The organism is Anabaenopsis tanganyikae CS-531 (assembly GCF_029891675.1).
Classification (GTDB): Bacteria; Cyanobacteriota; Cyanobacteriia; order Cyanobacteriales; family Nostocaceae; genus Anabaenopsis; species Anabaenopsis arnoldii.
Window position 1 is genome coordinate 1 of the sequence record NZ_JANQDF010000163.1, and the last position, 22348, is coordinate 22348.

Consider the following 22348-nt stretch of genomic DNA (forward strand, 5'->3'; position numbering starts at 1 on the left):
TTCTACTATCAACTGCACTAGGCATCCCCCCGTGCCATTGACATCACTTATATAATACCAATGTGCTTTCATTTAGCGATTGCTACACACAGATGCAAGCTCTGCGTAGCGATCGCCTGTGCCAGTTGCGTAAGTCCTACTGTCTACTAAACTCATAACTGGGATGTTACTACTGGTAACATGATCTTAAATGTTGTACTGACATCAACTTCACTTTCCACAACAATATTACCCCTGTGTAAGTCCACAAGGGTTTTGACAATAAATAATCCTAGCCCAGTACCTGGCTGATGAATATTGCTACCGCGATAAAATGGCTCAAATAATCGCTGTCTATCTGCAAGTGGAATACCAATACCCCTATCTTTCACCTCGAACACTACGTTCCCATGCTGACAGAATAGTTTAAGTTCAACCACGCTATCACTAGGAGAATATTTCATAGCATTATCCAGCAAGTTCATGATCATCGGCTCGATCAGTTTTTTATCTATACAGGCTGTTAAATAACCTCCTTGGGGTAGTAAATTTATGCGTTTATGGCTACCACTTGTCTGCATTTGCGCAATTAACTGATTACAGAAATCAACTAAATTCAATGGTTTGGTATCATAGTTAAGTTTAGCTGTTTGTACCTTCGCCAATAACAAGACATCATCTAAAATCTTGGTAATCTGTTCTACACCTGTTTGAACATGATCAAGTAATGGTTGTATTTTCTCTTCATTCCAGTCGCTCATATACCTTTTGAGCAAGCTATTAGAGAATAAAACAATATTTAAGGGAGTGCGGAATTGATGGCATAACCTAGAGATGAAATCCCCTTGCAGTTGAGTTAGTTGTTTTATTTGTTCTAAAGTCTGACTCCGGTCTGATTCTGTATTTAACCGCGGGAATTCTGGTTTCCGCTGCGATTCCGTCACATCCCAAATGCTCCATACTCTACCAATAATTTCACCCTCCAGCCACTGAGGCTGAGAATATTGAGCCAAAACCCTCCCATCTTTTAACTCCAACATACCGTAGGTTTCCAGGTCATATTGACTGCATACCTGACCTATAATCTGGTAATAGGCTTCTGGGTCTTTCAATTGGTTCTCAAAAAAAGCTTGATACTGAACATATTTCTGGGACTTGATCAGAGAGTTGGGTATTTGCCACATTTCCACAAATTTCTGATTAAAGCTGACAATCTCTCCTTTGAGACTGACTGCAACAATACCATGAGCAGTCGATTCTAGAGTAGAACGCAGTAGAAGAAGGGATTGTTGCAGGTGCTCCTCCTTTTTCTTGAGTTCAGTGACTTCTTTTCCTAAATGCTCCTGAGTTTTGTTTAATTTGTCAGTCGAGTTGTACATACTCCCCCTACTACCTTATCAGTTCTCTGAATAGCCAAAGCTGCAATTAAACTTCCAAGTTTGATGCTCATCTATGTAGTTGACATACCCCCCAATTTAGAACCAAGGGAATTATGGGGTCAAAAATCTCGTAATTTCCAGGGAGAAAATTGGATTAATTTAGCTAGATTACGACATTTGCACAGAAAATAAACTTGTGATTTGAATGTAGACATATCTGGTTCGTCCATAGTGCTTTCCATATCTATTCATCATGTTTGTATTTGCTATTTTTCTCAAGTGCTAATCAAACTATTAACAGCTTAATAAAAGGATGTTTTCAAAGCTCATGATTAACCATGGGTCTAAGGCAATTCGATACAAGGATATTTATAATTATATTTTACGTGGCTAAAATAGAAAAAATATATTTATTGTTTATAGATTCTAGAAATCAAACTTTATTAAAGTTTATTTTTGTCACCCAGTTATTCTTCAGAATTAATTCTTGTCATAAAAAATGTATTTGAGTAATTTATCATAATCAATTACTTTTATTATCAAGCTGTCATGGGGAAAATATATCTATCTCTCCTATATCTTTTGCAATAGATGGTTCAGCTATTTATAAAGCCTTTTTCAGGCTCATGAAGTACACACCTATTCCCTTTTCCCTGTTACCTCAAACTAAAAAAATGTACCTCACGAGCATGGAAAATGCTATAAATTTAATTTTCGTTATTTTCCGGGTGGATATATCTAACCATAGAAATATTGAAATATAAAATAATCTTCTCATTCATCTGTCATCAGATACACTTCAATTTTACATTTATGGGGGTCTTTTGAGAATATCTATCCAAGGTTATAAAAATTGTAAAGATTTTATGTTTAGATAATCACGAAAGATTTTTTTACATAAATGTTGAGTAACAAATAATTCTCTTACTAAAGTTGTTAATCATGAAAAGCAAAATAAATTCAACTTTCCCAAGAGTGAATGTATTGACCGACAGCAACATATGATACTTTATCTTATGCCATCAGATAACAGATGATTATAAGGTTGTAAATTATATCATAAAATACCCAAATAAACAACCTTGATATTATCTTACTGTTTGAGTAAAACCCATGGCATAGAATTTGTCAGCTTGGGATATCATTTCAACCCTAAGGATAATAATTAAGCAGACCACTCAATCACAAAAGCGAAAGAAGAGATAAGTCTATCTAAAAATTGTTCATATATCTATGGCTAGAAATTGAGTACGCTTAATACAGAAGCTGCTTCTGCAACACGGTTTATCTGTAGGGGATAGTTTAACTAGATAACTATGAGACATATAAAAATGCTCACTAGTTAAATCCACCCCTATTTTTCACCCCTTAAAGTTAATGCTTTTGACATATCATCCTTGTGTGATATCAACGTTTTTATAGAGATAGTAAAAACTGCTCTAACTTCAAGACATTAGATCAAACTACCATGAATGCTCTCAGTACTTCAGCGCCGCGATTTTAGATTTCACTTGACATCATCAATCAAATGTGTATCTAGATGATAGGACTCCAAATTAACTAAGAGGGAAAGGTATGCATCAAATAAATAATAATTGTCACAGCCAAACCACCAAGAAAATTAACACAGAACAAATTGAACAAATTATCAAAGCAATTATTGCTGGAAAGTATTCATGGGCTTGTGTATTAATTTTGCGGTTTTCTGGTTACAATCCCATAGACTACATCCCTTACCGCACCTACATTCGACTACTAAAAAATAATTGTCTAGCTGAAAAATCTAACTCGAAAGACACTGAGAAGAAAGAGGTTTTCGACATTAAGTCAAACTTGATTCGACTCTGAAAACAGTAGGAAGTAGATTTCTAACTTGATATTTTCTGAGTCACCCTATCTCCAGATACATAGTACCTAATGATTTACCCAGTGACTACTGTTAATAGCCGTCTGCAACCGATTCTCAGAGAGATTGTGTGGCATAAAAAGCAAGAAGTAGCGCAAATGCACCAACAGATGTCGTTGGCTTCTTTGCAACGCCAGTTAACGGCTGCGCCAACGGTGCGAGATTTCTTGACTGCTTTACAACAAAATCCTGACAAACCTGGACTAATTGCAGAAATCCAGAAAGCATCACCATTGTATGGTAATATTCGCACAGATTTTGATCCCATAGCGATCGCCAAAGCTTATGAGCGAGGTGGTGCAGCTTGTATATCAGTGTTAACTGAAACTGCATTCTTTCGTGGTAGTTGGGAAAATTTGCGTGCTATCCGCCAGAGGGTAGCATTACCTTTGTTGTGCAAAGATTTTATGATTGACCCGTGCCAAATTTATCTAGCACGAGCGGCAGGAGCAGACGCTGTACTCCTAATAGCAGCTATTCTCACAGATCGGGAATTGCAAGACTTTCTCAGAGTAATTCACTATTTAGGGATGAATGCTTTAGTAGAAGTTCATAACTTGAATGAACTAGACCGAGTACTAAAACTGGATGACATCCGTCTAGTGTTAATTAACAACCAAAGCCTAGAAGATTTTACCATTGATTTGAGTATTACGCAACAATTGCTAGCAGCTAGGCGATCGCAGTTACAAAACTTAGGTGTAATAGTTGTCAGCGAGTCTGGACTATATACAAAGGCTGATTTATGTTTGATGGCTGAGGCTGGTACACATGCGGTTATAGTAGGAGAACCATTAATTAAACAAGAAAATATAGAGCAGGCCGTGCGTTGTCTGGTTAAAGGTGATTAATCAACACCTAAGCCCAGCATGGTATCCCTATCAAAATAACCCGCCCTGATCACCCCTACCTTTTAACGAGAGGATGAAACGCGAGACGACGGGTTTTAACCCGGGGTGTTTCTTATTTTCCCCCCTGACTTTCAATATAGTTTTTAACTACCTCCGTACTGACTTGACCTATTGACGCTACAAAATAGGTCGGTGTCTACAAAGGAGGTAGTTTTTTCAGTTCCGGTAATTCTCTGCTTAAATAAATTATATCCTAAACTTTGCGAGCTAGGATTTTATCCGGCGTAGCAACATCAGTTTAGAATCCCCTAGGTTTCAACCGGGCGAGAAGTCAAATTTGTATAGGTGACTAATATTCGCAATTAAGTAAAACATTTGCAACAAAAGCCTCAAAAATAATATCTACATTATTAGTAATACATCCGAATATTTTGACAGCCAGCCATGAATAAGCAAGTACATGATGAAGATTATCCGTTAAATATCATTTCAGCCGAACAAACTCATACCAAGTACCAAAATCAAGTGCCATGGAAAAAGGTAGTTACTTCTTTATCATTGGTGCTACTGGGATCAGGGATGACATTCGCCGGTGGTTATGTAGCTGGAAACCCTCAGCAAATATCTCAGACGACATCAAACCTAGCAGTAAGTCGAGTCAATGCTGCCATCCCATCACCAACTGCGGCGGGTTCCAACTTCATTACCCAGGTAGTGCAGAAGGTAGGGCCTGCTGTAGTGAGAATTGAAGCATCTCGAACAGTCACCAACCGCTTACCTGCTGCATTTAACGATCCATTTTTCCGCCAATTCTTCGGTTCTCAACTACCAGAACAACAAAACCGCGTAGAGCGAGGTACTGGTTCCGGTTTTCTCATCAGTAAAGATGGTAGTATTCTCACCAATGCTCATGTAGTAGCTGGTGCGGATACCGTGAGAGTTATACTTAAGGATGGGCGGAGGTTTGAAGGTAAAGTTTTGGGAAGAGACGAACTAACAGATGTGGCTGTTGTCAAAATTGAGTCTAACAATCTGCCGACTGTAGAACTGGGAAACTCAGAGCAACTGCAACCGGGCGAATGGGCGATCGCCATTGGTAATCCCTTAGGATTAGATAATACCGTCACCACAGGCATCATTAGCGCCACCGGTCGCAGCAGTAATCAAATTGGCGCACCTGATAAGCGAGTAGAATTTATTCAAACCGATGCAGCCATTAATCCTGGTAACTCCGGAGGACCGTTGTTAAATGCCCGTGGTCAGGTAATTGGGATGAACACAGCCATTATCCAAAGAGCTCAAGGACTAGGTTTTGCCATTCCCATTAACACAGCCCAAAGGATTGCAAAGCAACTAATTAGCGCAGGTAAGGTAGATCATCCTTATCTAGGAATTCAGATGGTAGACTTAACACCTCAAATCAAAGAACGCCTAAACTCAGACCCCAATAGCGGTGTGATGGTAAATGAAGATAAAGGTGTATTAATTATGCGCGTCATGCCTAACTCACCCGCTGCTAAAGCCGGCTTACGTGCAGGGGATGTCATCCAACAACTCAACGGTAAATCAGTCACAGAAGCCAGCAGTATCCAGAAAGCAGTGGAAAATGTTCAAGTTGGGGGAGATGTGCGCTTAGGATTGCGGCGCAATGGGCAAAATATCAACTTAGCCGTCCGAACTGGTGCTTTCCCCACTCAAGGAGCGCAATAAATAGCTGCTTTAGCGCAGCGGAGTATTGCTCATTCCTGAGTCAGTTTCAAACCCTACTGGTTACAGCAATAAAAGCACCAAAGCCCACCAGCAACAGCCTGAAAATCCCAGAAATTTTCAGTCTGTTGCCTCCTTAAGGGGCGGGATGAATGGGTGGCGACTTTAGCCGCCGTCTTAGACCTCTAACCAGTTCGCGTAAAATTTCTGTTTGAGTTCTACCTTCTTGCTCGCAATATTCTTTAAGCAATTCCTTTTCCTCTTGCGTTAAACGAAAAGTTATAAAAATTTCAGGTTTAGGCATAATTAAGATACTGGCTTTTGTGGTATTTTAATTATAGTGGTGAGGGTATTCAACCACTTAAAAAACCCAGAGCCGAGAGGCATAGCACCTTGAAAAATCAAGATATTGGGTTCTACACGCATCATGCTTGTGTAGGTAAAATCTCCCAGCACCAAGTACCAGAAAACCAAAGTTTTATTGCTTGAAACAGTACGGCAGGACACAGGGTATCTGGGTTCACAGAAGGAGCAAAAAGCTTGCGGACAAAACCACCTCTGGTATGGAGGGGTAACCAACTATGGTAAGTGGACTGGATGAAACAAGAATCCCATCGGTTTTAGCTGTGGGAGTGTCAATGACTATTCATGATTGCTAAGTTCCCACTAAATATCTGATAGCAAGGAGTAGTAAAAAAATCCCATATAACTTCTTGATGATCTCACCGCTAATAAATGGCTGATTAGCAAATAATGCTCCAAATAAATTACCAACTATGAGTCCAATGGCGACAATTGCAGCATATTTAAGATTCATGTTGCCGTTGCGATAGTACACTATTGCCCCTAAAATGCCAATGGGCAAAATTTGAGCAGCAATAGAAGTACCAGTGGCAAATTTCTGATCTAGACCAACCAATAACACCATAGCTGGTACCATAATTGCACCACCCCCCAGACCGAACATACCACCAGTTAAACCGGCAACTAAACCAATGGTCAACATTTGAACAACTATATTAGACATATTGATGAATTTTTATTTTTTTTGACATACTCACCGACCTTGAAGGTCGGTGATTATTGACAGTTCACAGTAACTCGCTGGCGAAACAGTCTTACAGTCACTCCCTGTCTGTTTTAGGTCGTGCCAATGCCCCATGCCGACCATTTCTATGTTCTTAGAGGATGTTTGATAAGTCATGATTATAAAACTTTTTCTCCATCGCTCATTGTAGCAAAAGTCTTCAGACCCAAATCAATACCTATGCTTTGGTTTTTGGCAACAGTAATATTGGGTTCAACTTCTACAACGAAGCTAAGAAAATAGCGGTTAGTGCAATCTTGTGAAAATGTATGGACTCTGGATGTCTGGCTGATGATATGGATGGGCAAGTGGCAAAAAAAGTTATATAATCTCAGTGATTGTACTAAATTTACTTATGGATCAATCCCTGAAAGCATAGTAAAGATTTTCTGGTGATTCAGCCGGATTTCCCAAGCATTCTATTACCATAAAAAAGTCTTGAGTGAGGAACAGCAAACAAATGGATGTGAAGCTGATTTTAGTGGGATTGACAGTTATATTCACTTTTGCGTGCCTCTTCTTTGGCACTAAGAATGGATTTTATGATTCGGAAAACTATCATGGTAATGGCTCTGCACATTAAGAATAATCTCTAAAGGCAAAATGAGCGGGTCAGTTGGGCTACCCTTCCTCTATGGATAAACCATGCAGGCTAGGGGTCAGGGGAGTGGCAAACCCAAATATGAGGTCAGAGGGCAGGAAACCATGAGGGATAATCTGTGGGCATCCTCTCGCGTTGATGCTCAGGAGAAGGCTAACGATTTAGACTGTTTGCCCTATAGTGTCCAGCATCATGATGAGGGTGTTTGTTTATTAGTACGAATGGGTCCACACAGGATTCTACTAGATTGTGGATTAGAGGACACTTCATCGTTACTCACCTCTTCAGCTAAGTCGGCAATCCCAGCGGATTTAGTGTTGGTCAGTCATGCCCACCCAGACCACGCCCGAGGATTGCTAGACTTACATCAAACTTTTCCTCTGTTACCTATCTATGCTAGTGAGGTAACAACCAAGTTACTACCGTTAAATTGGCTAGACCAAGATACCAAGACAATTCCTCAGTTCTGTCATGCCTTACCGTTGCGATCGCCTGTGGAAATCCAAGAAGGTCTGGTAGTGGAATTATTTCCTGCCGGACACTTACCGGGAGCAGTAGTAATTTTGCTCACATACACAACAAAGGATCGCTCTTATAAACTACTGTATACAGGGGATTATTTCTTATCAAACTCACGCCTGGTGGAAGGTTTGCGTTTAGAAGAGTTACGGGGATTAGACTTAAATGTATTGATTATTGAAGGCACTTATGGCACATCCCGTCACCCCCACCGTCGCCACCAGGAAAATCAATTGGCGGAGCGGATTAATCGGGCGATCGCCGATGGTCATTCTGTGCTTCTTCCCACACCGGCTTTAGGTTTAGGCCAAGAATTGTTGATGCTATTACGTTCTCATCATCACTTCACCGGACGAAATATAGATATTTGGGTGGATGGTGCTGTGGCTACTGGTTGCGATGCTTACCTGGAAATACTGCCCCACTTACCTCCATCAGTGCAGAACTTTGCTCGCCATCAACCCTTGTTCTGGGATGAGCGAGTGCGCCCCCGAGTCCGGCGTTTGCAGCCAGAACATCGGGCTACTGTGGGTAAGTCTCCCTGTATTGTCCTGACTGACTCTACAGCTAATTTAAACCAATACTGCCAAAGGGAAACAGGCCCTTGGATGATTCTGTTACCAGAAAAGATTGATATAAAACTTAATACAAAATATTCAGCACCCACCAAGGACGAAACTTATCTTCTGGCCCAGCATAGTGACGGGTCTGGGACTACTCAACTAATTCATAATTTGCGTCCCCAGCACGTTGTTTTTGTCCATGGTTCGCCGACATACTTGGCAGATTTGACTGGCTTGGAAGAACTACAAAACCGTTATCATGTCCATTCTCCATCTGCTGGCACTTTTGTAGAACTGCCAATTGGAGACACATTTTTACAACCAGCACCCCCAGAAACCAATTATGAAGGGGAACTTACAGAATTAGGAACAGTCATTACTGTCACCTTACCCGATGCGATTACAGATGATCCCCGTTGGCAACAGTTTGCCGATACTGGTTTAATAGAAGCTCGTTGGCAGGGTGAAGAACTAGTATTGCGAGGATTGTCTGCTAGAGAAGTACTGCACCAAAACAGCGATCGCCAGGCTTGGTGTGATATAGATTGTTGTGGCACTTGCCGACACCAAAGAGGACAAAGGTGTTGGAATCCCGCATCAGTGTTACATAACTTCAAAGTCACCCTTGAGGGATATTGTCCTGCTTTTGAACCCTTGGCTAAAACTTCCTAAAATCTACCAGTGTAGAAACGCCTAATAGTTCTTGTCTTTATCAAGGTAAAACCTTTAATGGTGCTGCGGCTGCACTCACTATCCATTCTACTTTATTATAAGATTCTGTAGATTAATGATTGTCCTCCAACTGCAAGTCAGTTTTTGTCACACGGACTACCCTTTTTGTTTTTCATAGCAATTTACTCCAATCCTATGGACTAACATTAGCAGCTTCCAAGAGTATTTAGCATGATTTATGAGGTTTATCTTTTACAGTGACCAACCCTTATCTCCCGCGCAGACCAACCAACTTAGATGATGATTGCTCAATCATCTTTGACACTTTCCCATTGAGTTACGCTCTATACTATAGGACTAGAGCCAACAGAAGACAAACTTTAGCTTGTATCCCCCGTTGGGAAAACGGGGGTTTACGCATCACGTTTGGTAACATTGAAGAATCATTGCGTCTCTACTCAGGATTAGATTCGGGAGAATGTTTATGGATACGCTCTGATTCGGGACAATCTTCTGTCATCAGAAACTCTATATTACCGCGTGGTACCGAGGCTAACTTTTGGCTTACAGAGCCAATGCTTTCTAAACGAACCATCTCCTCCCAGGCGCAAACCTCGTCTTCCTCGTCTGTTTCATACCGTAGAGTCACTAAGTCCCCCTCTATATCGAGGATGCGGGCGCGTTCAATCCAGCGTTGCTGGTCCCGCAAGAATACACATACCTCGCGCCCGTCGCAACACAGTTGATAGATCTTGCGGTGTAGCATGTACTGCTTCTACCTTTTTAAACAACGTAGTTAAACCTGTGAAATTTGGGTTTTACCGTCTGACAGAACCTACTACAATCTACCGATGTAAAAATGCGTAATAGTTCTTATCTTGATAAAGGTATAACCTTTAATGGTGCAACGGCTGCACTCCTTATCCCTTTGGCCGCATCGGCATTAGGGGAGAATTTTCTGACAATTCGCCAGCAACTATTGAGATCTCCATAGCAATTTTCTCCAATACCTAAATTCTCCTAACCAAGCTAATATTTTCTCGTGAGTATCTCTTGATTTATGTAAGAAAAAATACTCCAAATTAAGCGGTGAACGCGGTTGTTTGATTTGCTTACTTGTAGTAGTTGGCATTGGTGGGAAATCCAGGAACTTTGCTTTATATTTATCCCTATGTATTTGATCTTAACTCATTATCTTGTCCACCTTAATGCTTTTCTACAACAATTGGCAAACAGTTTTAATTTGAGGCTGTGAAAAGTTCCAGGTGGGTGTGCATCATACCCGATATTTGCTCTAACAATAATGGACGGAAATACTATAAAAACTGACGAAAGTCCTCATCCTGGCGGCTTAATTGCACCCAGTCTAGATTTAAGGAGAGAAATCGTTGCACTAAGCGATCGCACGCCGGGCGTTCAGTAGCATAATGTCCCGCATCAATGAGAATGAGATTGCGATCGCGACTTTCCTGGAACTGATGGAACTTACAATCAGCAGTCAGATAAACTTGAGCATGAGTTTTCACTACAGCCGAAATAAAACTAGCCCCCGAACCTCCTAATACTGCGACTCGGTAAATAGTTTGTTGTAAGTCAGCAGTGGGCGAGAAAATCAAATGAGGAGGAGCGAGTCGAGTTTGAATAGTAGCGAGTAACTCCTGTAAAGTCAGACATGGCCGGAGTAACCCAACACGCCCGTAGCCTAATCCTGGTTGTGTCGCTACTATAGGAGTGGCTTCGTGCAAATCTAGAATTTGAGCTAAAACATCGGCAGTTCCATCTTGTACTTGATCAAAATTTGTATGCGCACTGTAAACACCAATATTGTACCTAAAAGCTAATCTTGCTATTTCCGCTATGGCCTCACCACTACATAAAGACTTGGGAGGACTAAAAATCAGAGGATGATGAGCAAAAATCAAATTAGCATTCAAAGTGATCGCTTCTTGCATTACAGCCAAAGTCGGTGTCAAACAAACCAACACACGGGCTTTTTGATCTAACACCCCCGGCTCAATTTGCCAACCGCAATTATCCCAACTTTCACACCAAGTCGGATTTGCCCATGCTTCAAACCAAGTAATTAAATCAGCAATGTTCACAAAAATACAATCCTGGGAAACTAATTATGTTAAATTCAGTTCTTTAATATTAGTGATTTTATGAAGTTTATGACAGATTCTGGAGTTTTCAGCCACAATGGTAATACTAAACCATACCAGTAACTTGGGAACTCTGAATTGGTAGACAAAGACTAATTTATAGGGGAACACATTGATGCTTTCGACAAACGGCGAATATCAATCTTGGGATATAAAAGAAACAGTTCTGCCAGTAGCGTCAAGTTTAACAGAATCTGAGGATACACTTACACAAACCACTGTCGGGACATTTACTAAGTTTTTCGGTCATTATAGCGACTCAATGGAAATGAATAGCCCAGCCCATAAAGTTGCCGAGTATCTGCAAGCTCATGGTGCATGGTTTTCCCGCTGTGCTGAACCAATGAAAGTAGAACCGTTGAGTGAAAATGCTTATGCTTTAATTATTGGTCGCTTTGGCTCCTTTGGTTATCACGTAGAGCCAAAAGTTGGCTTAGAACTGTTACCTCCAGACCAGGGAATATACAGGATTCGCACAATTCCTGTTCCTGACTACCATCCCCCTGGCTATGATGTAGACTATCAGGCATCGCTACAGTTGGTAGAAAGTACTGATAATGACTCACATAATGGTTTTAGTGAGATTACACGAGTGGAATGGGAATTAGATTTGATGGTTAATCTTCACTTTCCCAAATTTATTCAACGCCTACCCCAGTCTTTAGTCAAATCTACAGGCGATCGCCTACTTAACCAAATTGTCCGTCAAGTCTCCCGGCGCTTAACTCGCAGAGTCCAGGAAGACTTTCATCAATCCCTAGGAATTCCCTTTCCTAGTAATTCTCATCGCAGCCAATAACTTCAAACTCATTAGCCAATAGTCATACTATTGGCTAACGGCTAAAGACTAAGCATTACTAAGAATTCTCTGGACAATTTGCACGCCAGTAATGGCCTGCCATGTAAAAAGCCCTAAAAGCCCGAAATTGAGGGTAATGTGAGTTATACGCGCCCAATTGGCTCCTTTTTGCATGAAAGGAGATAAAGCAGCTGATAACGCAATTAGACCTGTCATTCCCAGTCCGGCTAATAAATGCGGCCCTACGAATAACTTACCGTTATTGATGTAGGTAACGGCCATGCCACCAATAGCACCTGTTACCATTAAAGCTAACAGTACAGACCCTACTTGGTAGTGTTTGATGTTGTATTTACCTTTAATCAGTTCTTTCTTTACATCTCCTTGAGCGCTTCTGGTACGCTGTACTTGTAGCCCCAGATAAGCAGCATACAGGGATAGTGCTAATAACCCCCACATGGTTAGCGGGTGGAAAAAGTTTAGCCAATATTTCACTTCCGGCGACAGTTCCAAATTCATGGTGTTCTCCCCCAATCCTTAAATCTTCATAAAAGTTAGCATAACTCTATTTTCTGTACTTCAAGTTGCCAGGGGTGAAATATATTGCCTTGTTTTTCAGTTTGCCTCTTGCCAAAGTGCTTAAACAATTTCAGACTAAATTGGGGCACTAGATTCACAAAAACTGCCGGGGTGCGTGATATTGATTATGGAAAATAAGGATGTATTGCTGCTAAAGTCGGCTAAAAGTGGCGATATTAGGCATCTGTGCCAGCTGTTAGCTACCGGTGCTCAGGTTGACGTTAGCGATGACCATGGTACTACACCATTAATGTTTGCTGCCAATTCAGGTTACACCGAAATTGTGCGATCGCTATTAGATGCTGGAGCAAATATTAACCTACGCAGAAAACGCTATGGTTTGACGGCTTTGATGTTCGCTGCTAGTAGTCATCAACTGGACATTGTGCAGCTTTTGCTCTCTAGAGGTGCTGATGTCAATGCGATTAATGAAGATGGTAGTACAGCTTTAATGGCAGCTACAGTTAAGGGTGATGTTAATATCATGCAGGTCTTATTAGCTGCTGGCGCTGAGGTAAATATCACAGACCAAGATCATGATACTGCTTTAAAATTAGCTGTTAGATCCTCTAACACAGCCGCCACAAGACTATTAACACAAAATGGTGCAGATGTCAATATCCAAGACCCAGAAGGTGAGACACTTTTGATGATGGCCGCTGACTTAGGAAATTTGGAAGTTGTGCAAGCATTGCTAGCAGCTGGAGCTGATGTGAATCAGGAAAATGAACATGGTGGTACTGCGTTATCAGCAGCAGTAGCAGCAGGACACACTGCGATCGCCTCTGCTTTACTAGATCAAGGTGCCGAAATTAATCTTCAAGATCAAGACGGTGAAACTCCCCTACACTTAGCCGTTGTAGAAGGTTACATTGATGTGGTGCAACTGTTACTAAACCGAGGTGCAGACCCCCAAATCAGAAATCATCTGGGTGATACACCAATACTTGTAGCCGCATTCCAAGGACATAGCCAAATCCTTGACGTATTATTGTGTTCTAGTCAAAAAATCAATAGTACAAGTCTAGGTATACCTTTGATATTAGCAATATCCCAAGGAGATATGGAAACAGTAAAACTGTTACTAGACCACGGTGCTGATGCTAATAGTCTAGGAAATGATAGCAAAACAGCCTTAATTAAGGCAGCAGAACATAACTACACAGGAATAATGCAGTTGTTGCTGGCTAAAGGTGCAAATGTAAATTTTCAGGACTTAGCAGGAGCAACAGCATTGATGTGGGCTGTTGCTCGGGAATATGGAGAGGCTGTACAGATACTACTGCAAGCTGGGGCAGATATAAATCTGAAAAACCGGGGCGGTTATACAGCTTTAATGATTGCGGAATTTAATGGGTATCAGAATATAGCCCAGAGTCTCGAAAAATCCGGCGCACAAGAATAGAGTTTTGTTTAAATCACCGGCAACAGATGCAGTATAGACTTATTATTCCTTTGGTAATGTAGCAACTGCATCTATTCTCCTAGGAAGTATTAATAATTAACAAAACTGACTTTGTTAATAATTAACAAAGTCAGAAATACTTGGAACACTAAAGTATAACAGGCAAAATGTTTCTACTTTCGCGTTTCCTACTGTGCTAGATAAGCTAAATATATAAGATTTAATCCTGAATAACAGTATTATAAAGATCCGTTTCGTGGTATAATCCAGTCTGCCAATTTTATAGTTGATCCCCGTGGATATTTTACAGACATCCTCCACTGTGAAGATAGACCCAATAATTGGCACAATTATTCAACAGCAACATTTCCCCAATTTATGGGTAGGAATTGGTTGTCAGAAGGGTAGTTCGTGGCGTTTGATAGCAACAGCAATAAAACAAGTACTTGCAGAAAATCAACTCCGGGAAAATACCATTGCTGGTCTTGCTACCATCGATACTAAAGCCTCAGAAGTTGGTTTAATAGAACTGTGTCATCTTTGCAATTTTCCCTTAAAACTGTTTCCGTCCAATATTTTGTCTACTGTATCTATCCCTCACCCTAGCAAAATCGCCGCCAAAACAGTGGGAACTTCGAGCGTAGCTGAGGCTGCAGCTATTCTTGCAGCCTCTTATATTACCCCACCTTTGACTAGAAAAGAAGAGTTAGAAATTAGATTATTAGTTCCTAAACAAGTTTTTCGGTTAGAGTCCGAACCAGGGTCGGTAACGCTAGCTGTGGCGACTAATGATCGTTGACCGGAAATAATGGGATACACAACAACGTCCTTCTAGGAGGGCTTTTCTTGATTCCTAATATAGCATTTCCCATGCTCGTGAGGTACAATTTTTTTTAGTTTGAGGGAACACCGGAACACCGGAACAGGGAATAGGGAATAGGGAATAGGGAATTGGTGTGTACTTCATGAGCCTGAAAAAGGCTATATACTCTTTTAAAACTTTTAGCTGCACCCCTCCTAGAGAAATAGCAAAATAACTAGGCTCCATAAAGCTTCTTTATGGGGTTTCTTATAGCCAGCTTGGCCGTATCGACGAATGGAAACCCCTTTGAAAATAGGAGACACTACAAAATTACCCTGAGAAAATAGCTAATTAAGCTAGAAACAATAGTTAAGACAATCGAACCGACTAAAGCAGGCCAGAAACCTTGAATTTCAAAACCATAACCGGGGGTGAGGTTACTTGCTAGCCAAAGAGTTAAGGCATTAATCACAAAGGTAAACAAACCAAAGGTGAGTAAGGTAATAGGAAACGCCAAAATGTTTAAAACTGGTCGAATAAAAGCATTGACTAATCCGATTACCGCTACAGCCACCAGGGATGCGACAAAATCCCTGACGAATAACCCCGGTACAATATTAGCGGTGATCAGCAAAGCCACCGCAGTAACCAGCCAAGTTAGCAAAAAATGTCTCATTGCTTTTTCCTAGAATTTAACTATCTTCGCAATAGTGCTTCCCAGGTAGCACCACCTACCACACCGTCAGCCTCCAGACCATAGTGTTGTTGTGCAGATTTTACTGCTGCTGCCGTCATTATGCCAAAATCTCCATCCACATCGCCAGCGAAAAAACCTAGCTGTTTGAGTTGTTTTTGCAACTGTCTCACTGCTGAATTACGCATTCCTGGACGTAAAATTGGCAATCCTTGGGAGGTATATTGAACACCAGGTATTGCGCCTGGGGGTGGTGAGGCTGGTATGGGCTGAGTAGAATTAATAACTGTGCTGGTGGGTAGAATCTGGTTGGTAATGGGAAAATTTGGCCTCAAGTTGGATGAGGGCTGATTTCCCGGGATTGTTGGTATAACTATTGGCTCCCGGGGGAATAGTCGTTGCCAAGTAATAGAGTCAACAATGCCATCTGGAATCAATTCAACTGCTCGTTTGAATTGAGAAACGGCGGCGGCTGTCCCCTCTGTGTAAATACCATCCACTGCACCTGAGTAGAAGCCTAAAAGTTTTAGAGCCGCCTGTAGTTCTGTGACTGGTTCTCCTTGACTACCAAGCTTGAGGGTAGGACGGCTAATTACAACTCTATTTGTTGCTTGAGCAATTTTTGGGGTAACCACAACTGCGCTGACTGTATCGGAGGTAAACAGTAACAACGTACATGAAAACACAAGTAAATAATAAAACTTATTTTTGTTCAAGCCACGAAATGCTTTTAGTGACTCAAAGTAGTTCCAGATACTTGTTGTCAGCCTCACTTGCATGGACTATATTCCCAGAAACTTATGACGGTCATATTATACTTCCTTCTGTTCAAAAAACAGGTGACACAAAAGCAATTGTAATACTTAATACTCCGCACTGGGAAATACAGTTTTAATTGCTGTCTCTTGACCAACTACAGATATATAAGGTTGCTGTAAATATTGACATGCAGAAGCGATCGCATCCTGAACAGTCACAGATAGAATTAATTCTTGAAACTGTTGATCAAAATCCAGACCTAAACCCAGTGTTTCATACCAGCCATAGATTTGGGCAATTTGTCCGTTAGTTTGTTTACCCAAAGCGTACTGTCCCAGAATTTTGTTTTTAGCTGCTTGCAGGTCACTTTCTGATATTTCTGTTTTACAGAGTAAATCTACTTCTGTACGTAGTCCTTCCAGGGCAATGCTGGTATTTTCTGCGGCGGTACCCATATAGACTACAAATGAGCCTGGATACAACCTTGTGGGATAAAATGCCGACACTTCGTAGGCTAAACCCCTTTTTTCCCGTAATTCCACAAACAAGCGACTAGAAAGCCCATTACCTAGGTAAGTAGACAGCAATTTTAATGGGGGGTAGTCTGGACAACTTACCGATGATCCCAAGTAACCCAACATAACTATGGATTGCTGTGTTTCTAAAGGCTGTAGTCGATGCTGGGGTTCTGGGTTAATTTCTGGTAAGTTAAGTAATGGGATCTGCTGTGCAGGAACTTCCCAATCGCCAAATACTTGTTCTACTAGTGTTAGAGCATCTGCTAAGGTGACTCGCCCTGCAATACTAATAACTAGATTATCGGGACGGAAATATGTTTGGTGATAGTCTACTAAGTCAGCACGTGATAAGCTGCTCATTGTGGTTTCATCTCCTAAGACTGACATAGCATAGGGATGGTTTTGATAGACCACCTGGCGCATTTGGCTAAAGGCAATGGTAAATGGCTGTTCTTTTTGAGAGCGAATATTTTGCAGTGCTAAACGCTTTTCTAGTTCTACTTGGGATTGGGGAAATGTAGGCGATCGCAACATTCGCCCAGCCAATGCTAAGATATCAGAGAAATCTGATGTTACGGTCTTCAAAGACAACAAAAAATAATCTGTAGCCGCATCAGCACTCAAGCTTGCTCCCACAGACTCTACTTTTTCAGCAACTTCCCAGGTTGAAAGTCCGTCACATCCCTTTGTCATCACTGCTGAGACCAAATAGGCTAATCCCGCTTGCTCTCGCTTTTCGCAACAACTACCAGCACGGACAAACATCCGCGCCGCTACAATATCCGCAGCAGGATTTTCTGTCACTATGACTACAATACCGTTATTCAATACAGTGCGGTGAACAGGAGAGGCAGATAGGCAAGGTTTCACAATTATTAGGTATTAATTATTGGTAGGTGGTTAGTTGTTTGCGAGTGGGGATGCTAATCAGCAACCGGTTTAAGTATAGTAACTGCATAATTATCAGGTGAAAGCAACTGTTTAGCTAATTTTTGCAGTTCTTGAGTGTTAAATGATTGAATATGCTGAGGATATGCTACTGCCAATTCAGCTTGGGCAATAGTGTTGTAGTATCCATAAAGACCTGTCAACTGATTTGGTGTTTCCGTAGAAAAAGCGTATTCATTACAAACCAGCCTACGTATGCGGGCGAGTTCCCGCTCGCTCATTCCCATGGTTTGCAAATCATTTAAATGACTAAGAATCAGATTTTCCACCTGATATAGCTTTTCCACTTTCAAAAAAGCAGTAATGGTAAATAAACTCGATTCTCTTTGTAAGGAGAAATTACAATAAATTTCCTGGACTAATTGCAATTCTTCTCGTAAATGATGCACCAGTCGGGAAGTGCGGCCTTCTGAGAGTAACACTGCCAATAAATCCAAACCATAGACTGTGTGTAGTTCCTTGACTCCCGGCACAACCCAAGCCATAATTAGGCGGGCTTGTTCTAGACGTGGTAAACAGATTTCTTGCCGCTGAATTCCGGTGATTACTGGTTCTACTATTTCTTCAGCTTGTGGACAGTCCAATGGTGGGGCAAATTCAGCAAATGATTTATTTACGAGTTCCCAGGCTGGCTGTTGAGAAATTCCCCCCACAACTACTACTGTCATGTTTTGCGGTTGGTAGTGTGCGCGATGAAAACAACGCATGGCTGCTGGTGAGTGTTGCATTAGTTCTAACTCACTACCTAGGACTGAGCGCCCGTAAGGATGGTTTTGGTAGATGCTTTGATTGAGGGCTTGGAATCCTATCGCATCGGGATCATCATTGCAGGAGCGAATTTCTTCGAGCACCACATCCCGTTCTCGGATAAATTCATCATCTGGGATCGCGGCATTAATTAGCAGTTCTCCCAAGTGCGGCAGAGTATCTTCTACGTAAGAAGCGGCTGTAGTTAGGGTGTAGTGAGCATAATCATAACTTGTGGCGGCATTACTCACACCACCCCTGGTTTCAATGTGGTGATCAAAAATTCCTGGGGCTAGTCTCGCAGTCCCTTTAAAAATCATGTGTTCTAAAAAATGAGCCATACCGTACCACGGTTTTGGCTCCACTATTGCTCCGGCTCGCACCCAAACGTCAGCGACAACTACAGGGGTAGTAGTAAGTTCCTGATGGATCAGTGTTAGACCATTATCTAGTCGGAGAACCGAGGCTGGAAAAACGTTATGCTTTAGTTCTTGTAACAAGTTTTTGTAGGTTTAATCACAATTTAAGATAGTTTTTACTATTCTAACTCTGAATGATAACGAAATCAGAATTAAATTATACAGATTTATAAAATTAAAGCCCCTAAGTTTTTGCTAACTTGAGGAGCTAATAATTTTAAGTTCACCGCGACGCCGTTTTACCTAAGTTTATGACCTGGTTTAACCAGGTGGGTGCCGACGTTCTTCGTTTTAAGTTTCCAGGTACATGCCCGGTTTACTGCCACGAGACTTGTTAGCTTCCCTTTTCTTTAAAGACATAGATCAAAAAACTTGATGGCAGTCACCAACGTCGTAGTGCAACTAGATTATTATAGCCTTCTCAAACAGGTTGTGTGTTGAGTATGAAAATTTTCTCGTGAATTTGACTGGGAGCCTGAGTAGTTGGATGGACAAATATATCTTTCACCAGCTTTGTCAGTTTTTACACCTGCTGGGGGAACTACAGACTCGTAAGTGTGAGATTTGTCCATATTTGTGATATCTAAACTAAATACCAGATAGATTCTATAGTTTGGGCTATATTAATAATGCTATCTTGGTTTTTCTCATCTAATAACACGGTGACGTGTCCGAGTTTGCGCCCAGGACGTGATTCTGTTTTCCCGTACCAGTGAACGAAAGCTTGGGGAATCTCGGCTAACTTTTGGCGCTGGGTTTGGTAGTCGCTTCTGGAAATTTCATACCCCAGCAGGTTGACCATGACGGCACTAGCACAATGTAAATCAGGATTGCCCAAAGGTAAACCACAAACTGCTCTCAAGTGCTGTTCAAACTGAGATGTTTCACAAGCGTCTAAGGAGAAATGCCCAGAATTATGGGTACGAGGGGCAATTTCATTGACCAATACTTTACCGCTGGGGGTGAGAAATAGTTCAATACCAAAAACTCCCACTACTTCCAAGTTATTTAAGAGAGTATGGGCGATCGCTTCTATTTCTGCTGCTTGGTTGGGTGTAATATCAGCTGGTGCAATCACTCGCCGACATACCTGTTGCTCTTGTTGGGTTTCTACCACTGGGTAAGTCACAACCTCACCTTCTGTGGAACGAGCCGCAATTATTGCTAATTCTCGTTCAAAGGGGACAAATTCTTCTATTAAAAATAGATGTTGACTTAAATCTTTAGTTGTGATGTGAGAATTTAGCTTTTGCTCCAAAGATGCTAAATCATTAATAATGAAAGTCCCTTGACCATCATAACCATGCCGTCGGGATTTTAAAACAAGAGGAAAACCCAGGTGTGCTGTTTGAGACGAGAGATTGTCTAGTTGTTCGAGAGCGAAAAATCGGGGGACAGGTAATCCCAAATCTTGTAAGTAGCAGCGTTGATCATATTTATCTAAAAGAGGCCTTAAGGCTTCTAACCTCGGGCGAAAACAAACATCTTGGTTTTGGATTAAAGATAAGGAATCCAAATCAACAAATTCATTTTCAAATGTGATGACATCAGTCTTTTGTGCTAAAAGCTCTGTGGAAATAGCATCATCAACTGATGCTAAAACAACATCCTCAGCCGTGGAAACCGCAGGATCATTAAGACTCGGAGTTTGCACTACCAATTCTAATCCTAATTTTTTGGACGCACCCCCCATCATCCAGGCCAGTTGTCCACCACCAATTATACCAACACGCTTCATCGACATCCTAGAGAATAACGAGTTTCTACGCCAGTTTTAGAGTTTACACCACTGGCTTTGTGACACAGTTCTTTAATTTGTGCTCTATCCAAAATTGCATCTGTGAAATCCGCACTATTGATATTCACATCAGTAAAGGTGGAGCGTAACAAAAGAGCTTCTGTAAAAATGGCATCGCTTAAATCCGCCCCTGTTAAGTTTACCTGATCCACCATAGCATTAGTTAAATCGGCTCCGTGAAGATTGGCTTGAGTCATCACCGAAGCACTCATCACGGCTCCTCGTAAGTCAGCACCTTCAAAGTTAGCTAATTCCATATTGGCGTTAGAAAACTCAGCCGCTTGTAAAGTTTGTCCTGAAAAATCACGTCTGGCTAATTCTGCATTACTAAATGACATGGGATGAGTCCAATCTGCCCTGGCTGGTGGGGAAGCTTGGCAAAATAGTATAATGCCTAGAATCAATGCTAATCCTTGCTTCCAAAATATATTGGATAACTGTTTTGGGTCCATAACTAATATTGAAAAGTCTTTAATCATCTTTGAGCTTACCCGATAGAATTTTTTGTAATAATCTGTTAAGGGATAAAAAATACTGTTATTACCTGCCATAGGATAACCTACATAGTTGGATAAGTTAACAAGCGATCGCCCCAGTACTGACCTGTGAGTTAGCTGAGTTATTTACAATTCTTGATATTAGCTTATATAAGTAAAGTTTATTGTATTTTGAGTGCCACAGGTAGGAGAGACTGTTAATCTTTTAATTATGTGAGTAGTTAAGCAATTCTTGTTTATCCCAAAGAGCTAGACCGCTTTACATCTGGGGTTCTATATGTGGGGTATTTCCTCTGAGTTCATAATCATTGGTTAACTATTCAGCAAATCTGTCAGCAACTTATATTTACCAACTACACAAATTCTACAAGTCTTAATTACCCACAAGATTATGATTATGACTCATTACTCTGTTGAGTGGATTGAAGCATGGTGCGAAGAAAATGGCTGGACAGAATTATTTGTCGAGCGGCGCAACAGCTATTGGGCTTTTCCGCCTGGCGGGGTAATGCCAGAACCCATTCCCAATCATGTACTTAACTTGATTAAGGCTGAAAGGGGCTTAACTGTTGAGGAAAAAGTATGGTCGGCATCGGCAGTAATTGGTACAATTGTAGCCATATTTTCCACGTTTATATTTAAGTGTCCTATGCCCTTAGTTTTGGCGTTCGCTTTTAACGCCGTCACTGTAGCTCAGTTGGAAATTGAATATGACTAAATGTGGGGGTGTTTTAAAAGTTATGATTACTGTATCAAATATTGTTTGACCCCACCCTCTCCTTACAAGGGTAGGTTTTTAATATGATCTGTGAAGGCAAGACTACCGAAGACAAGGAAGGAAAGTGGACAAGGAAGATTTTATACGGACAATGGTCTTTTAATGGCCTATTTTTCTTACTAAGAATACAGACTTTGTACTGTTTTTCTCCGGTGGTCACCTTGTCCACCTTGTCCACC

The 22348-nt window shown here is 41.2% G+C and carries 20 protein-coding genes, 1 other RNA gene and 1 pseudogene; 8 read left to right on the top strand and 14 right to left on the bottom strand.

From position 1 onward, the window contains the following. Positions 1-152 precede the first annotated feature (152 nt). A complete protein-coding gene (locus tag NWP22_RS15780) occupies positions 153-1358 on the bottom strand; it encodes a PAS domain-containing sensor histidine kinase (protein ID WP_271730980.1) in 1206 nt (401 codons plus the stop codon). A 1575-nt stretch (positions 1359-2933) separates the two neighbouring features. Here NWP22_RS15780 and NWP22_RS15785 point away from each other — a divergent pair. After that, positions 2934-3206, top strand: coding sequence for a HetP family heterocyst commitment protein (locus NWP22_RS15785; RefSeq protein ID WP_271733163.1), 273 nt, complete (start codon positions 2934-2936; stop codon positions 3204-3206). A 69-nt stretch (positions 3207-3275) separates the two neighbouring features. Beyond that, the gene (gene trpC, locus NWP22_RS15790; protein ID WP_271733161.1) at positions 3276-4115 is read left to right on the top strand and encodes an indole-3-glycerol phosphate synthase TrpC; all 840 of its coding nucleotides are present in this window, start codon (positions 3276-3278) and stop codon (positions 4113-4115) included. Positions 4116-4227: 112 nt separating this feature from the next. Here trpC and NWP22_RS18395 read toward each other — a convergent pair. After that, positions 4228-4356: pseudogene (locus NWP22_RS18395) on the bottom strand (transposase); the annotation flags it as partial. 203 nt (positions 4357-4559) lie between these two features. Here NWP22_RS18395 and NWP22_RS15795 point away from each other — a divergent pair. Further along, positions 4560-5825: an HhoA/HhoB/HtrA family serine endopeptidase gene (locus NWP22_RS15795; protein ID WP_271733160.1), complete on the top strand. Its 1266-nt coding sequence runs from the start codon at positions 4560-4562 to the stop codon at positions 5823-5825. Between the two features lie 133 nt (positions 5826-5958). On the opposite strand, the gene NWP22_RS15800 is transcribed toward NWP22_RS15795, so the two are convergent. Together NWP22_RS15800 and NWP22_RS15805 are read right to left on the bottom strand one after the other, a co-directional pair. Next, complete coding sequence (locus tag NWP22_RS15800; RefSeq protein ID WP_271733159.1) at positions 5959-6126, bottom strand: ribbon-helix-helix protein, CopG family; 168 nt, start codon at positions 6124-6126, stop codon at positions 5959-5961. A gap of 351 nt (positions 6127-6477) precedes the next feature. Beyond that, positions 6478-6849 (bottom strand): sulfite exporter TauE/SafE family protein, encoded by a 372-nt coding sequence (locus tag NWP22_RS15805; RefSeq protein WP_271733157.1) that lies wholly within the window; start codon positions 6847-6849, stop codon positions 6478-6480. Between the two features lie 765 nt (positions 6850-7614). On the opposite strand from NWP22_RS15805, the gene NWP22_RS15810 reads away from it, so the two are divergent. Next, positions 7615-9264: an MBL fold metallo-hydrolase gene (locus NWP22_RS15810; protein ID WP_271733155.1), complete on the top strand. Its 1650-nt coding sequence runs from the start codon at positions 7615-7617 to the stop codon at positions 9262-9264. A 454-nt stretch (positions 9265-9718) separates the two neighbouring features. Here the strand turns inward: NWP22_RS15810 and NWP22_RS15815 are convergent, their stop codons facing one another. Together NWP22_RS15815 and NWP22_RS15820 are read right to left on the bottom strand one after the other, a co-directional pair. Next, positions 9719-10030, bottom strand: a complete 312-nt coding sequence (locus NWP22_RS15815; RefSeq protein WP_271733154.1) for a DUF6679 family protein — start codon at positions 10028-10030, stop codon at positions 9719-9721. 550 nt (positions 10031-10580) lie between these two features. Next, the gene (locus tag NWP22_RS15820; protein ID WP_271733153.1) at positions 10581-11366 is read right to left on the bottom strand and encodes a Nif3-like dinuclear metal center hexameric protein; all 786 of its coding nucleotides are present in this window, start codon (positions 11364-11366) and stop codon (positions 10581-10583) included. Positions 11367-11541: 175 nt separating this feature from the next. Here NWP22_RS15820 and NWP22_RS15825 point away from each other — a divergent pair, with 175 nt between their 5' ends. Further along, positions 11542-12225: a DUF1997 domain-containing protein gene (locus NWP22_RS15825; protein ID WP_271733151.1), complete on the top strand. Its 684-nt coding sequence runs from the start codon at positions 11542-11544 to the stop codon at positions 12223-12225. A gap of 48 nt (positions 12226-12273) precedes the next feature. Here NWP22_RS15825 and NWP22_RS15830 read toward each other — a convergent pair whose 3' ends face one another. Continuing rightward, complete coding sequence (locus NWP22_RS15830; RefSeq protein ID WP_271733150.1) at positions 12274-12744, bottom strand: DUF4079 domain-containing protein; 471 nt, start codon at positions 12742-12744, stop codon at positions 12274-12276. Positions 12745-12931: 187 nt separating this feature from the next. Here NWP22_RS15830 and NWP22_RS15835 point away from each other — a divergent pair, with 187 nt between their 5' ends. Continuing rightward, complete coding sequence (locus NWP22_RS15835; RefSeq protein WP_271733148.1) at positions 12932-14209, top strand: ankyrin repeat domain-containing protein; 1278 nt, start codon at positions 12932-12934, stop codon at positions 14207-14209. 322 nt (positions 14210-14531) lie between these two features. Continuing rightward, positions 14532-15008, top strand: coding sequence for a cobalamin biosynthesis protein (locus tag NWP22_RS15840; protein WP_271733147.1), 477 nt, complete (start codon positions 14532-14534; stop codon positions 15006-15008). 325 nt (positions 15009-15333) lie between these two features. Here the strand turns inward: NWP22_RS15840 and NWP22_RS15850 are convergent, their stop codons facing one another. The 7 genes from NWP22_RS15850 to NWP22_RS15880 all read right to left on the bottom strand — a co-directional run bounded on the left by NWP22_RS15850 (position 15334) and on the right by NWP22_RS15880 (position 21346). Further along, positions 15334-15687, bottom strand: coding sequence for a phage holin family protein (locus NWP22_RS15850; protein WP_271733145.1), 354 nt, complete (start codon positions 15685-15687; stop codon positions 15334-15336). Positions 15688-15707: 20 nt separating this feature from the next. Continuing rightward, a complete protein-coding gene (locus tag NWP22_RS15855) occupies positions 15708-16484 on the bottom strand; it encodes a peptidoglycan-binding domain-containing protein (protein ID WP_271733143.1) in 777 nt (258 codons plus the stop codon). An 84-nt stretch (positions 16485-16568) separates the two neighbouring features. Further along, entirely contained in the window at positions 16569-17852 is a 1284-nt protein-coding gene (locus NWP22_RS15860) for a M16 family metallopeptidase (protein ID WP_271733141.1), read from the bottom strand. A 53-nt stretch (positions 17853-17905) separates the two neighbouring features. After that, complete coding sequence (locus tag NWP22_RS15865) at positions 17906-19177, bottom strand: M16 family metallopeptidase (RefSeq protein ID WP_271733139.1); 1272 nt, start codon at positions 19175-19177, stop codon at positions 17906-17908. A 138-nt stretch (positions 19178-19315) separates the two neighbouring features. Next, positions 19316-19499, bottom strand: a non-coding RNA gene (gene ssrS, locus NWP22_RS15870) — 6S RNA. A gap of 180 nt (positions 19500-19679) precedes the next feature. Beyond that, positions 19680-20834 (bottom strand): 5-(carboxyamino)imidazole ribonucleotide synthase, encoded by a 1155-nt coding sequence (locus tag NWP22_RS15875; protein ID WP_271733137.1) that lies wholly within the window; start codon positions 20832-20834, stop codon positions 19680-19682. After that, positions 20831-21346 (bottom strand): pentapeptide repeat-containing protein, encoded by a 516-nt coding sequence (locus NWP22_RS15880; protein WP_417006598.1) that lies wholly within the window; start codon positions 21344-21346, stop codon positions 20831-20833. The genes NWP22_RS15875 and NWP22_RS15880 overlap by 4 nt, the downstream gene beginning before the upstream one ends. A gap of 439 nt (positions 21347-21785) precedes the next feature. Between NWP22_RS15880 and NWP22_RS15885 the strand changes: the two genes are divergently transcribed. Then, a complete protein-coding gene (locus NWP22_RS15885) occupies positions 21786-22109 on the top strand; it encodes a slr1957 family protein (protein ID WP_465248709.1) in 324 nt (107 codons plus the stop codon). Positions 22110-22348 lie beyond the last annotated feature (239 nt).